Origin of the sequence: Acinetobacter sp. YH12131 (genome assembly GCF_013418635.1) — a bacterium.
In the GTDB taxonomy this organism is placed as follows: domain Bacteria; phylum Pseudomonadota; class Gammaproteobacteria; order Pseudomonadales; family Moraxellaceae; genus Acinetobacter; species Acinetobacter towneri.
In genome coordinates this window covers 93,440-105,892 of the sequence record NZ_VPBQ01000003.1, presented here as the reverse complement: position 1 = coordinate 105,892, position 12,453 = coordinate 93,440, and the positions used below count along the sequence as shown (strand labels likewise).

Here is a 12,453-nt window from a genome sequence, read left to right as displayed (position 1 = left end):
CGCCGGTGTGGGAATGGACAAACACATAATTTTTGAAGACGGACATATCCGCGCTATTTTCATGAAAGGCTCATCTCAGGAGCTGATTTTTTCTTTTGGCGATTTAATCACTCGTGCCAAAGGAACGTCTATTAACGCCGAAAAATCACTGGAAAAGTTTCATTTTAATGTGATTGGGGTGATGCCAAAGGAAAAATCATGGTTTCCTGAAGCATCTATGCGTGCCATGTTGGCAGCCATTCAAGAGCTCATTGCCCCGTTTAAAGTCCGTGTCGGCTATGGCGGCTCTATGGGAGGCTATGCGGCAATTAAGTATTCTAATTTACTGGATTTAAACCGCATTGTGGCTTTGGTGCCGCAGTACTCGATTGACCCTGAAGATATTCACGACGCACGCTACAATATGTTTTACCATGCCGATGTGAATGCCAATATGCGTATTCAAGCGCAGGATGTATCGGCACAGCGTGAATATATTGTGGTTTATGACCAATACTACCCAGAAGATCGTGGGCATTATTTAAAAATACAGCCATTAATTCCACATTTACATACCTTGCATTTGCCATTTACAGGGCATGATGCGATTGCGATTTTGGCCAACTCAGAATTGTTAAATGACTTTTTAACCCATCCATTTGATGCGCCGTTTTTTTACCAAAAAATTCGCAAGGTGAAAAAGAACAGTAAGTTTTACTACCGTAAAGTGATTGAAAATGTATTACCGAATCACCGTTGGTCTTTAGGTCGTATTCTAAAATACAATAACTTACAGTTAGACAGTAATTTCTTTGATGCCAAGCTGAAACAGAATCTGATTCGTTCTTTATTGAGCAATAAACAGGTCGATCAGCACGACCTAAACAAATTGGGTCTGCAAATCCAGTTACCGTATGAAAATCGGAATGTATTGCTCGATCATTTTGGTCATGGTTTGGTGTTTAACATCATCAGCCAAAAAATTGAGAGCTATGCAGCAAATGCAATTGCCTTAAACCATAAATTTTTGATTCCGATTTATGCCAAAGGCAGTGGCTTGGTACAAATTTATCTAAACGATGAGCGCTACTTAATTAGTATGAATGATCGTCATGTCATGAAATTATGCAAAGAGCAAGATGCGCTTGCGGCAGGCATGCATCCCTTAATACTGAAAAAATATAGCGACTATTTTGTCTTGAGTTATAAGGATTTAAACCTGAGCAGCGATGAGTTTGGCGGCAACGACTTTGTAGAAGATTTACCAGATACTGCCAAATTTACTCTAGAACTTGAACAGTAGTCTGCAAAGTTTTAAAGCCTTAATTTCTATGGTTTAAATTTTAGACACTTGTATTGTTTTGCCATTGGGCTAAGATGGTCTTGAAACCTTGTTTTATTGATCATTCCAAGGGTAGTGTGTATGACCAAGTTGTTAATGCCTGCTGTGCTTGTTTTATTGTTCAGTTTAATTGTATCTGCAACGGCTTTTGTCGATGCGCCAGAGCCTAAAGCCTATTTATTCTTTGCTTTAGCTGTGTTGGTATTACTTGGGCTTAGCCTATATGTGTTCCGACAAATACAAAACTCTATTCGTTTTCACATGAATAAGCCTGCAGAATAATTGCAGGCTTTTTTATAATTTTAAAGCAAATCATCAATCCAATATTTTTATAGTTTAATCACTTTAATTTCTTCTTCAGATTCGTCACTTGGGGCAGCCTGAGTCTGTGCTTCCTGTGTCTGTGGCGTTGTAGTGGTTGGCGCAGGCGTTACATTTTGTGATGGTGTACTTAATGGCGCTTGATAGATCGGCACGGCTTGATCACTTTGCCCTGTAATCACTTCTTTGGTTTCCTGAATTTTATTATTGACCTGACCCGCCAGTTGCTGCCCTGTTTGCTTGGCTTGCGCTGCACCCTGACTGCCCAAAGTTTTGGCATTGTCTAAAGCCTGATGTGCCGATGGACGAATTTTCTCAATGCCTTTTTCTGTGACTTCACCCACTTTTTGTGCAGCCTGAATCACACCTTCCTGAGTTTTATAAGCCCAGACGTGTAATAAATTTGGATTGTCTGCATAAGGGCGAATCGGTTTGTGGCTTTGATTGTCTTGTGTAGGTTCAGAACTGTTTTGCGCACATACAGCAGCACTGCTGAGCAATAATCCAATGGCAATACCGAAACTGATTTTATTCATGTGTTGGCCTCTTTAAATACGCAGTGTGGTGGCTACTGAAAGCTTGAATGTAGATGAGGATTCTTGGCAGTACCCATCTTAAAATTAAAACCTTCACGCGCTATGTGGTGATGTTGTTGAGGATTGTATAAAGAATACATGACAAATACTGTTTGCTTCTCGCAAGTTTAATTGTCTTTCGGGTGACGATTGAACATGCGTTTGAATCATTTGGTGTTTCTAAGTGCAATTTATGCAGATCATAAGCAGAGCATAAATAGAAAGACCCACAATAATTTGTGGGTCTTGTTACTCTGGCGAGTTTTAAAGCAGGGCAGTATTGGACTGCACTGCATGATTATCATAATTTGAAATATCTGAAGATGGCGGGTTTGTGTTAAAAGTCACACAATCTTGCTACATCAGGATACATTCAGTTTCGTTTTAAATTAGTTGCATTGTGCAAGTGCATCTTTATGAAAGTGACTGCGCAAGGTAATGAAGTTTTTTTGTACCGTAGCATCGTGCAAGTCAAAGTGCTGTGCAGTGCTGGTGCCGTCTTGGGCAAAAGTTGCAGAACCTGCTGAAATTAAAGTGTTGCCTTTAAATGCCCATTGCTCGATTGAGCGACCTGCCTTGAGTGTACCTGTAAATTCAATAACGCATTTATCAATAAATTTAGTGAGTTTTGCACTGTTGTTTACGGTGTCTGGGTAAACTTCAATGTTTTTCACTTCTTGTAAAACACCTGCTGTGAGCTGCGGAATAACAGGTGCAGAGGTACACGCACTAAGAGAAAGGCAAGTTAAACCCGATAAAATGAGTGTTTTAAGTTTCATAAGCTTGTTTTCTTGTTGAGTGTTGTTAGGTTGAGTATAGGGAATCAGTTGGAAAATGACTATAGCTCAGTGATTAAACGATTCCAATCTTGTGTGCGAATACGGCCAGTTTGGTAATAAATTGAGACCAATTCGATAAAATTTTTAAAGTCTGAATTTTCATTTAAAATTCGATTTATTGATTGCCAATCCACTTCGGGTCTTCGGCGAGCAGGAAGTAAGATTTCACTTTCAGTTGGATTTTCTGGATTGAGTAAAATTACACCTATACCATGTAAAGCTGAAAGCATACGCAGTTCTTCTTCAACTTCATTGGTAGAAATTGAGGTCGCAACTAAATATCCTTCATTTGCCCAACTTGAATTACTAACAGCTTGGAAAAAGCTACTTCTAATATTTGAGTTATTTAGTTCTTTTTTTACCTCGAATGACCAAAGCCGAACATTCTGACCTGAACCATGTTTAACGCAGGTCTTCACTAGTTCATGCCACTTTTTATCAATAGGCTGTATAGCAACAATATCAGGGTGTAACCATTGATTACCATTTTGTCCTCGATTATTTGAAGACTTTTTTTCATCAATTCTCAGGCTATAGAGGTTTAGCTCTTTAGACAAATATTCGATGAGAACAGGATATAAATCATGTTCTGAGAGTACTTTATACGTTGGAGTAGATACTACTTCTTGCTCATCATCGAGAGGAATATTTTCTGAATTATCTAAATCAGGTAAGGGGATGTTATTTTGTTCAAACCAATACAAGCGCGGTCTAGGCTTGTCTTGCATTTGAATTTTTGGCTCGATTTTCAGGATTGCTTTTTTATGTGCACCTATTTCAGCAATAACTTGATTTAAAAAATCTTCTTCATTCGAAAATCGTGAATTGCTTCTTTTTTCTAGGTAGTCATTTGGATAAAGCTTTGTTATCCCTAGAGCAATTTCTCGAGCAGTGAATTTTTGAGTTGGATGTGCTTTTAAAAATTCCGCGACTTTTTGTGGTTGTGATAGTTTCATCTTCATAATTATATAAAAAACCCCACTATCAAAATAGCGGGGTTTCTTTTATTTTACAAGCAATTAAGACTTTAGTGCTGCAACACACTTACATCTGCAACACGTGTAAATAAGCCACGTAACTGTGCCAGTAAACGTAAACGGTTGGCTTTCAATTCAGCATCATCAGCCATGACCATCACATTGTCAAAGAACGCATCTACTGGCGCACGTAATGCTGCCAATTGAGAGAGTGCAGTGGTGTAATCTTTTGCTGCCAATAATGGCTCAACCACAGGTGTGATTTTTGATAGTTCAGCGAATAATGCTTTTTCTGCATCTTCCACCAAGTTTGCTTCAATGACGCTTCCTTCAGGCGCAGTTTCTTTGGCTAAAATGTTGGCAACACGTTTGTTGGCAGCAGCCAAAGCAGCAGCTTCAGGCAAACTACGGAAATGATTCACCGCAGTCACACGCTTATCAAAATCAAGTGGAGATTTTGGTGATAAAGCTTGAACGGCTTGAATCACATCTACCGCAACGCCTTGGTCTTCATATTTAGCACGGTAACGACCTTCAAGGAATGCAACAGCATCTGCCAAAGTCTTGTCGTGATCTTTCAATACATCGCCATAAGCAGCCAAAGCTAGCTTGATTAAGTCTTCAATTGAAACATCTAAACCGTTTTCGGTCACAAGGCGTAAAATACCAATGGCAGAACGACGCAATGCAAATGGGTCTTTAGAACCTGTCGGTGCTTGACCAATACCAAAAATACCTGTGAGCGTGTCTAAACGGTCTGCAAGGGCAATGGTCGTGCCTGTTTTGGTTTTTGGAAGAACATCGCCAGCGAATTTAGGTAAGTATTGTTCACCCAATGCTTCTGCAACTTCGTTATTTTCACCTTCAAGACGTGCGTAATAAGTTCCCGCAATCCCTTGTAGTTCTGGGAATTCACCCACAAGCTCAGACGTTAAGTCACATTTTGCAAGCAAAGCAGCTTTTTCAGCATCTTCAGCTTTTGCACCCGTAATCGGAGCAAGTGCGACAGCCAGTTTAGCAATACGTTCAGACTTGTTCCACAAAGTACCCAGTTGTGCCTGGAATACCATGTTGGCCAGTTTCTCTTTACGAGAAGCTAATGGCTGTTTCTGGTCTTGCAGGAAGAAGAACTCAGCATCTGACAGACGTGGACGAACCACTTTCTCATTACCTTCAATAATTTGAGTCGGATCTTTAGACTCAATGTTTGAAACGGTAATGAAGTAAGGCTGTAATTTGTTTTCAGCATTCACCAGACAGAAATACTTCTGGTTATCCTGCATGGTAGTGATCAGGGCTTCTTGAGGAACGGCAAGGAAGCGTTCTTCGAAGCTGGCACGTAGTGCAACAGGCCATTCTACCAATGCAGTCACTTCATCCCGTAGGTCACTAGGCACAATCGCAATTGCATTGACTTCATCTGCCAACGCTTTTACTTGTTGGTCGATAATTCCTTGACGTTCTTCAAAAGACGCAATGACTTTAGCTGCACGTAACGCATCTAAATAGTCATTGGCGTGTTGTAGTCTGATTGCTTCAGGGGCATGGAAGCGGTGACCATAAGTGACATTAGCTGCCTGATGGTCTTGAATCGTTGCTTCAATTACTTGATGATCTTTAAGTAAAACGACCCATTTTACTGGGCGCACAAATTCAGTACGGCTTGCAGCAGAACGCATACGTTTTGCAATTGGCAGGTTGTCCAATGCTGTTTGTAAAATGTGTGGCAATAACGCATCAAGGCTTTGACCTTTCACGTCTTTTAAGTAGCACACTTTTTCAACTTTACCTGCTTGGAAAGTAGAAACCTGATCAACCGTAATACCTTGACCGCGCATAAAGCCTTCAAGGGCTTTGGTTGGTTTGCCTTCGGCATCGTAAGCAGCTTGAACAGCAGGGCCGTCAAAGCGTTTTTGTGTGTCTGCTTGTGCGGCATCGACATTAGCAATTTTAAGTGCCAAGCGACGTGGTGCTGCATAGGCTTCAATTGCATCAAAAGCCAAGCCTGCATCTTTCAAACCTTTTTCAGTTTCTGCAAGTAGTGCATCACGTAAGGTTTTTAAGCTTTTCGGTGGGAGTTCTTCGCAACCGAGTTCAAATAAAACTGTATGTTTAGACATTATTTGCTTTCCTCAGTATTTTGCGCTTTGGCTTCCGCTTCAACCTGTGCTTTTAATTGTGCCAAGACTTCATCGCGTAAATGCGGTTCAGCCATTGGGAAGCCTAATTTTGCACGTGCAGCCACATAACTTTGTGCAATAGAACGTGCCAAAGTACGAACACGTAAAATATAACGCTGACGTTCAGTCACAGAAATTGCACCGCGCGCATCCAACAGGTTAAAGCAGTGAGATGCTTTAATCACTTGCTCATAAGCAGGTAATGGTAATTCTGCTGCAATTAAACGGCTCGCTTCTACTTCATAGAAGTCAAACAGTTCAAACATTTTTTCTACAGGTGCGTATTCAAAGTTATAGGTCGATTGTTCAACTTCATTTTGATGAAACACATCACCATAAGTGACTGTACCAAACTGTCCTTTAGTCCAAACCAAGTCGTAAACTGAATCTACACCTTGCAGGTACATTGCCAGACGTTCAAGACCATAGGTGATTTCGCCTGTTACAGGGTAGCATTCAACACCACCGACTTGCTGGAAGTAAGTAAACTGAGTCACTTCCATGCCGTTTAGCCATACTTCCCAACCTAAGCCCCAAGCGCCAAGTGTTGGAGATTCCCAGTTATCCTCTACAAAGCGAATGTCATGCACCAATGGGTCAATTCCAATTGCTTTTAAAGAATCTAAATACAATTGTTGGATGTTGTCTGGGTTTGGTTTCAGCACCACCTGAAATTGATAGTAGTGTTGTAAGCGGTTCGGGTTTTCGCCATAACGACCATCTTTAGGGCGGCGAGATGGTTGTACATACGCCGCGTTCCATGTTTCTGGACCTAAAGCACGTAGGAAAGTTGCAGTGTGGAATGTCCCTGCCCCCATTTCCATATCGTAAGGTTGTAAAACGACGCAGCCTTGCTCCGCCCAGTAGTTTTGTAAGGCAAGAATTAAGCCTTGAAAGGTATCAATATGCGATATGGCGCGACTCATGGTCATCCACTTAAAATTAGAGAAAAATTGTGCTCAATTATAAGGATTTTGCGGGGTGCTGGCAAAGGTTAAAGCACAACTAGCGGTTGGTTGTTTGGGGTTTTACAAATTCACTGATAAATGAAAGATATAAAACAAATACATCATTACTAAATGATTGCCTTATAATCTTGTCCAATTGTCACCACTGGATTGCCTGCCCGTGTTTCATTCACAACTTGATTGGCTGAATACGCTGAAACCCAATTTTAAAGTATTGCCGTTAAAAGAACGCCTACTTTGTGGTTTGGGCGCATTATTGGGTTTGGCATTATCTTCCCTGATTAGTTGGTGGGTATTGGGCGATATTAACGCATGGTATATCGCGCCAATGGGTGCATCTTCGGTATTGTTGTTTGCTGTGCCTGCCAGTCCTTTGGCGCAGCCGTGGAATATTGTAGTTGGGAACAGTATTGCAGCAATTATGGGCGTGAGCTGTGCTTTATATATTCCAAATTTAACCGAAGCCTTTAGTGTGGCTGTGGCTTTATCTATTTTCTTGATGATGACCACCGATTCGCTACATCCACCGAGTGGAGCAGTGGCCATTACCGCAGTACTTGGTGGAGATGCTGTGCGTGAGTTGGGTTATCACTTTATTTTTTATCCTGTGCTGCTCAATTCAGTTTTGCTGATGGTGATTGCAATTGTATTTAACCGTATGATTGGTAAGCCTTATCCTCAAACGCCACAGTTGAATCAACGTACCCAAGACCCAACGCCTACTCAAAAAGCCACTATTCAGCCGCAAGATATTCAAGATGTTTTAGATGCACAAACCCAGTTGTTAGATATTAGTGAATATGACTTACAAAAAATCATTTTAGAAGCGCAGCACAAAGCCAGTGAACGACAAACTCAAGCACTGACTTGTGCTGATATTATGAGTAAAGATGTAGTCAGTTTGCACCAAGATGATGATATTCACAGTGCTTTAGAAAAATTCAAACACATGAATTTAATGAGTTTACCTGTCATTGATACAGAGCAACATTTGGTGGGAACTTTGGCGCTGTATGAAGTAGTGGAATGGTTTAAACACGCAACAGATTTACCGTATAGCTGGAAACATCAGGTGAAACATATCATGTTGCGCCAAGTGGTCACGGTGCAACCGCAACAAAGTATTCAAGACCTTGTGCCGTACTTTGTCGAGCGTTCTTTTAACTATATTCCTGTGGTAGATCAGCAGCGTTTGGTGGGGATTATTAGCCGTGCCGATATGATTGCAGTCTTGAATCAACAGCTTGCTGTAAAGACCAATTAATAGACTCGCATTGTCGATGCGCATTCAACATGACTCAATTTTGAAAACACTAAACTGCTGTGACATTCTAAAATATGGTGCAGGCTGCAAGGCAAAAAAAAGCTACGATGCTTGGGGGAGCAATCGTAGCGAAAAAGAAGAAAGTTGTGTGAATAGGGTGGTGTCTAAGAGTGAATCGGTAAACGATTCAAGCCTATGAATCTTTAAATATGGTCAGTCTTTCAAATTTCAATACCGTTTATCGGTCTTGATCAGGATAGACTGTGCGCACAGGTCTTGTGTAGCCCTGAGTATAGTTTGCTGTATTCGACTGGTTTTGTTTAGGGATCACCAACCACAACACCAAATACACCAAAATGCCTGGAAAGGCAGCACTCATCACGGAAACAATCACAAAAATTAAGCGCAGTAAATTTGCGTTCCAACCAAAACGTTCAGCAATACCACCCATAACCCCAGCAATCATATTTGAGCGGTTTGAGCGATATAAACCAACATTGGCCATCTAATTCTCCTTGAGAGATCTAAAATTCAAAATAAATACAGGCTGAGGTTTAGGTTTACAGCACATCATCTGTCTATAGAATAAAAATGGTGATGCACTTGGGTTTTTTAAAGGGCGGTGGCAAAGCAATTAGTAAAGTTATGTAACTTTTGGTGTTGCTTAAACCAGCATCCACCTAAAATATCGTAAAGAAGCAATGGGCAGAGTAAGCGCTTGACCACAAAGGATTGAGGAAAAGCATGGCTTACATTGAGCTGTCTATTCGGTGGTTTGAATAGGACTGAATACTCGGTCTGGTCACTCTATATGAGGGATAGTGTGTCGGCTAAATTAAATATTTGCGCAGTTTCTATATGGAGTGCAGTGGCATTGCTTGGATGCGATGATTCACAACTTGAGCAAGCTGCAGTGCAAAAATATACAGAACAGGTAGAAACCAAAAGACTGACTGAGGTGGCAGGGCAGGCAACCGCACCCATGCTAACGGCTGCAACAGAACATCATATTCCCGAAAATCATCTGACTTATGTGGGACGCTATACTATTCAGATTAGCTGTGAAGATAAGTTTGTTATGTGCGAAAGCGGAAAAGTCGATTATATTCTGACCTTATTGCCTGATGGGACAGCGCATCGTATTTTTGTCAATGCGGGGCAAATCAGTTACGACAATAAAAAAAAATACCGCAAAGATTTATGGTTCTATGATGAAGACGCGCATCAAATTGTGGTGGCACGCGCCTCTGGGGTGAACTTTTACTATAATGTTGATCAAGACCATAATTTAATTATGGATAAAAACAAAATTGCGATTGCAACAGAAAATAATCGTGAATACTTTAAAAGCAATCCCTTACCTTCGCAAAACTATCATTTAATCAGAGCAAGTTAATTATTCGCTCATTCAATTCTTAGCCCATTCGTGAAAAACTTTTGGGCTTTTGTTTTTTTACATCAAGTTTTTATTTGGGATGTGTAAAGTATGATTTATCAATGATGGCACATCGTCTACAACTGAATTGAGCAAGGTGTAGTGGATAAAAGTGTTAGTCAAACAGGGCAGAATACGGGAATTCTATAGTAAATTACGAAACTGCACGATCCACAGAACAGTGCTGTGATGACTGGTAATTTAAAGATTTTTTAGAAGGAATGGTGGGTCGTCCGCGATTCGAACGCGGGACCAACGGATTAAAAGTCCGCTGCTCTACCGACTGAGCTAACGACCCAGAGGAGTAAAAATGACGCTGATCATTTTTAAAGTATCAACCTTGAAGAAGATGGTGGGTCGTCCGCGATTCGAACGCGGGACCAACGGATTAAAAGTCCGCTGCTCTACCGACTGAGCTAACGACCCATCTAAGGTTGATCAAGGAAATGGTGGGTCGTCCGCGATTCGAACGCGGGACCAACGGATTAAAAGTCCGCTGCTCTACCGACTGAGCTAACGACCCTGAACCAGCAATCAAGCAGGCTTGATTGTGAAGTGCAAGAAAAACCAGAGGGTTTTAAGCACCACTTCGTTTGATGGAGCGTATTGTAGCAAGATATGAAGCGAGCGCAAGTAAAAAATAAAAAAGTTGCCTATGTTTGATTATAAATGCAACAAATTTGTCGTATCTAATCAAAAAATAGGCAACATAGTGGCTTAGAAGCGATATTGATACTGTTGAATATTGTCGTAAATTTCTTGGGTCAGCTCGCAATAAGCAGATTGGTTTGGCAATAACACCAGAATTTTTTCATCACACTGTTTTAAATCAAAACCTTGAGTTTTCAGGGTGTTCTTCTGATATTTAAATGTACCTGTGGTTTGCATTTGCTTTTGAATGCGTAAAAAAACGGGTACTGCATAAGCGGGCATTGCTTTTTTAAACTCCACCAGCATTTGACGCAAGTCTTGTTCATCTAACTGGCAGCCTTCGTTTAAGGTAATCGCAGCCATACCTGCACGACCATTGGTATGTGGGATTTCAACGCCATACACGACAGCTTCAGCAATTTTTTCATAGTCACTGACAATGTTTTCTACTTCTGTGGTGGATACGTTCTCACCTTTCCAGCGGAAGGTATCACCTAAACGATCAACAAACTGGGCGTGGCGGAAGCCAATGTCGCGGACTAAATCGCCCGTGTTAAAGTAGGCATCGCCTTGTTTAAACACGTTTTGCATCATCACCGCCTTGTTTTTTTCAGGGTCGGTGTAGCCATCAAACGGTGAGCGACGGGTGATTTTTCCAATCAATAAGCCGACTTCGCCTTTTTTGACTTTCATGCATTTGCCTTTGGCATCGCGTACGGGTTCATTTTTTTCTTTATCAAACTGAATGACCGCATAAGGTGTCGGTGAAAAACCAACCGTGTTGTCAAAGTTAAACACATTGCTAAAGCCGACGTTGCCTTCGCTAGACGCATACAGTTCCAGAATTTCCTGAACGCCAAAGCGTGTTTTGAATTTGCTCCAAATATTAGGACGCATGCCATTGCCAATCATTTTGGTCACACGATGCCCACGCTCTAAATCAGAAGCAGGCGCATCCATTAAATAACGGCACAATTCGCCCACATAGCCAATCGCAGAGGCATTGAATTTGTGTACATCTTGCCAGAAGCATGAAGTGGAGTATTTTCTACGGATGGCAAAGGTGGCACTGCCTGCAATTACGCCACACCAGCACACCACAATGCCTGTGGCGTGGTACAGCGGCAGAGTGCAGTACATCACATCATCCTGATTTAAACCCAAGACATGACCATAGGTACCATAAGCCAACGTCCAACGGCTATTGGTGAAAATCACAGCTTTAGGTAAGCCTGTTGTACCTGAGGTATAGATATAAAACAGCCCATCTTTGCCCTGTACTGACTGTGTGGTGGCAGGGTTAAAGCTTGGGAATGATGCAATGCATTGCGCTAAATTTTGAAAACCTTCAGGGGCAGTGCCAGCATCGGTACGGGTATTTTGATCTGCAAACCAATACAGTCGATTTTCTGTAAGCTCAAGTTCTTGGCGAATATCGGCAACGGCTTGACGACATTCTTCCCCCACAATCACGGAAATTGGTTTGACTAAATTGATGCTGTGCGCCAAAACTTTGGCAACTTGTGCGGTATTGACCAAAGCCACGGTAACGCCAATTTTTGCTAAGCCAATGACACTGGCAATTAATTCAGGGCGATTTTCCAACATCACCGCAATGACATCACCTTTACGTGCACCTATGCTTAAATAGTAATGGGCAATTTGGTTGGCCCAAGCATTGAGCTGTAAATAGCTGTACAGCTGATCTTCAAACACTAGTGCACAGCCATGCGGGTTACGATGCACGGCTTTTTCAAATGCTAGACCTAAGCCTGCAGGCGTGTTGGGTGTGCGTAAATAGGCTTGCTTTAACCCTGTGATCAGGTGAGGCACTTTAGTCATAAACTGCGGAATTTTTGCCGCAACATCCGTTAAGCCAATTAAATCGCTTTTTGTCATCTGGTTCATAAGAATCCTGTTTT

The 12,453-nt window shown here is 41.5% G+C and carries 11 protein-coding genes and 3 tRNA genes; 4 read left to right on the top strand and 10 right to left on the bottom strand.

Annotated features, from left to right (window positions below):
* The first annotated feature begins 13 nt into the window (after positions 1 to 13).
* The gene (locus FTU66_RS03305) at positions 14 to 1,282 is read left to right on the top strand and encodes a hypothetical protein (protein WP_168460381.1); all 1,269 of its coding nucleotides are present in this window, start codon (positions 14 to 16) and stop codon (positions 1,280 to 1,282) included.
* A gap of 120 nt (positions 1,283 to 1,402) precedes the next feature.
* A complete protein-coding gene (locus tag FTU66_RS03300; RefSeq protein WP_168460379.1) occupies positions 1,403 to 1,603 on the top strand; it encodes a hypothetical protein in 201 nt (66 codons plus the stop codon).
* A 47-nt stretch (positions 1,604 to 1,650) separates the two neighbouring features.
* On the opposite strand, the gene FTU66_RS03295 is transcribed toward FTU66_RS03300, so the two are convergent.
* The 5 genes from FTU66_RS03295 to glyQ all read right to left on the bottom strand — a co-directional run bounded on the left by FTU66_RS03295 (position 1,651) and on the right by glyQ (position 7,139).
* Positions 1,651 to 2,178: a hypothetical protein gene (locus FTU66_RS03295; RefSeq protein WP_168525235.1), complete on the bottom strand. Its 528-nt coding sequence runs from the start codon at positions 2,176 to 2,178 to the stop codon at positions 1,651 to 1,653.
* Positions 2,179 to 2,606: 428 nt separating this feature from the next.
* On the bottom strand, positions 2,607 to 2,996 hold the full coding sequence (locus tag FTU66_RS03290; RefSeq protein ID WP_168417537.1) for a hypothetical protein: 390 nt from the start codon (positions 2,994 to 2,996) through the stop codon (positions 2,607 to 2,609).
* Between the two features lie 59 nt (positions 2,997 to 3,055).
* Positions 3,056 to 4,012, bottom strand: a complete 957-nt coding sequence (locus tag FTU66_RS03285; protein ID WP_180112297.1) for a COG2958 family protein — start codon at positions 4,010 to 4,012, stop codon at positions 3,056 to 3,058.
* A 71-nt stretch (positions 4,013 to 4,083) separates the two neighbouring features.
* Positions 4,084 to 6,153, bottom strand: coding sequence for a glycine--tRNA ligase subunit beta (glyS, locus tag FTU66_RS03280; RefSeq protein WP_180112296.1), 2,070 nt, complete (start codon positions 6,151 to 6,153; stop codon positions 4,084 to 4,086).
* On the bottom strand, positions 6,153 to 7,139 hold the full coding sequence (gene glyQ / locus FTU66_RS03275) for a glycine--tRNA ligase subunit alpha (protein WP_004976017.1): 987 nt from the start codon (positions 7,137 to 7,139) through the stop codon (positions 6,153 to 6,155). Before glyQ ends, glyS begins: the two co-directional genes overlap by 1 nt.
* A gap of 202 nt (positions 7,140 to 7,341) precedes the next feature.
* Here glyQ and FTU66_RS03270 point away from each other — a divergent pair, with 202 nt between their 5' ends.
* On the top strand, positions 7,342 to 8,445 hold the full coding sequence (locus FTU66_RS03270; protein WP_180112295.1) for an HPP family protein: 1,104 nt from the start codon (positions 7,342 to 7,344) through the stop codon (positions 8,443 to 8,445).
* A 238-nt stretch (positions 8,446 to 8,683) separates the two neighbouring features.
* Here the strand turns inward: FTU66_RS03270 and FTU66_RS03265 are convergent, their stop codons facing one another.
* Positions 8,684 to 8,950: a PspC domain-containing protein gene (locus tag FTU66_RS03265; RefSeq protein ID WP_180112294.1), complete on the bottom strand. Its 267-nt coding sequence runs from the start codon at positions 8,948 to 8,950 to the stop codon at positions 8,684 to 8,686.
* A gap of 318 nt (positions 8,951 to 9,268) precedes the next feature.
* On the opposite strand from FTU66_RS03265, the gene FTU66_RS03260 reads away from it, so the two are divergent.
* Complete coding sequence (locus tag FTU66_RS03260) at positions 9,269 to 9,841, top strand: hypothetical protein (protein WP_180112293.1); 573 nt, start codon at positions 9,269 to 9,271, stop codon at positions 9,839 to 9,841.
* A 261-nt stretch (positions 9,842 to 10,102) separates the two neighbouring features.
* Here the strand turns inward: FTU66_RS03260 and FTU66_RS03255 are convergent.
* From FTU66_RS03255 to FTU66_RS03240, 4 genes are all read right to left on the bottom strand, one after another.
* A tRNA-Lys gene (locus FTU66_RS03255) sits at positions 10,103 to 10,178 on the bottom strand.
* Positions 10,179 to 10,230: 52 nt separating this feature from the next.
* Positions 10,231 to 10,306 (bottom strand) — tRNA-Lys (locus FTU66_RS03250).
* A 21-nt stretch (positions 10,307 to 10,327) separates the two neighbouring features.
* Positions 10,328 to 10,403: transfer RNA gene (locus FTU66_RS03245), tRNA-Lys, on the bottom strand.
* A 194-nt stretch (positions 10,404 to 10,597) separates the two neighbouring features.
* Positions 10,598 to 12,439, bottom strand: coding sequence for a long-chain-acyl-CoA synthetase (locus FTU66_RS03240; protein ID WP_180112292.1), 1,842 nt, complete (start codon positions 12,437 to 12,439; stop codon positions 10,598 to 10,600).
* Positions 12,440 to 12,453 lie beyond the last annotated feature (14 nt).

Coding starts and splice junctions, on each gene's coding strand:
- FTU66_RS03305 (WP_168460381.1), top strand. CDS start 14: ATGGACAAACACATAATTTTTGAAGACGGACATATCCGCGCTATTTTC.
- FTU66_RS03300 (WP_168460379.1), top strand. CDS start 1,403: ATGACCAAGTTGTTAATGCCTGCTGTGCTTGTTTTATTGTTCAGTTTA.
- FTU66_RS03295 (WP_168525235.1), bottom strand. CDS start 2,178: ATGAATAAAATCAGTTTCGGTATTGCCATTGGATTATTGCTCAGCAGT.
- FTU66_RS03290 (WP_168417537.1), bottom strand. CDS start 2,996: ATGAAACTTAAAACACTCATTTTATCGGGTTTAACTTGCCTTTCTCTT.
- FTU66_RS03285 (WP_180112297.1), bottom strand. CDS start 4,012: ATGAAACTATCACAACCACAAAAAGTCGCGGAATTTTTAAAAGCACAT.
- glyS (WP_180112296.1), bottom strand. CDS start 6,153: ATGTCTAAACATACAGTTTTATTTGAACTCGGTTGCGAAGAACTCCCA.
- glyQ (WP_004976017.1), bottom strand. CDS start 7,139: ATGAGTCGCGCCATATCGCATATTGATACCTTTCAAGGCTTAATTCTT.
- FTU66_RS03265 (WP_180112294.1), bottom strand. CDS start 8,950: ATGGCCAATGTTGGTTTATATCGCTCAAACCGCTCAAATATGATTGCT.
- FTU66_RS03240 (WP_180112292.1), bottom strand. CDS start 12,439: ATGAACCAGATGACAAAAAGCGATTTAATTGGCTTAACGGATGTTGCG.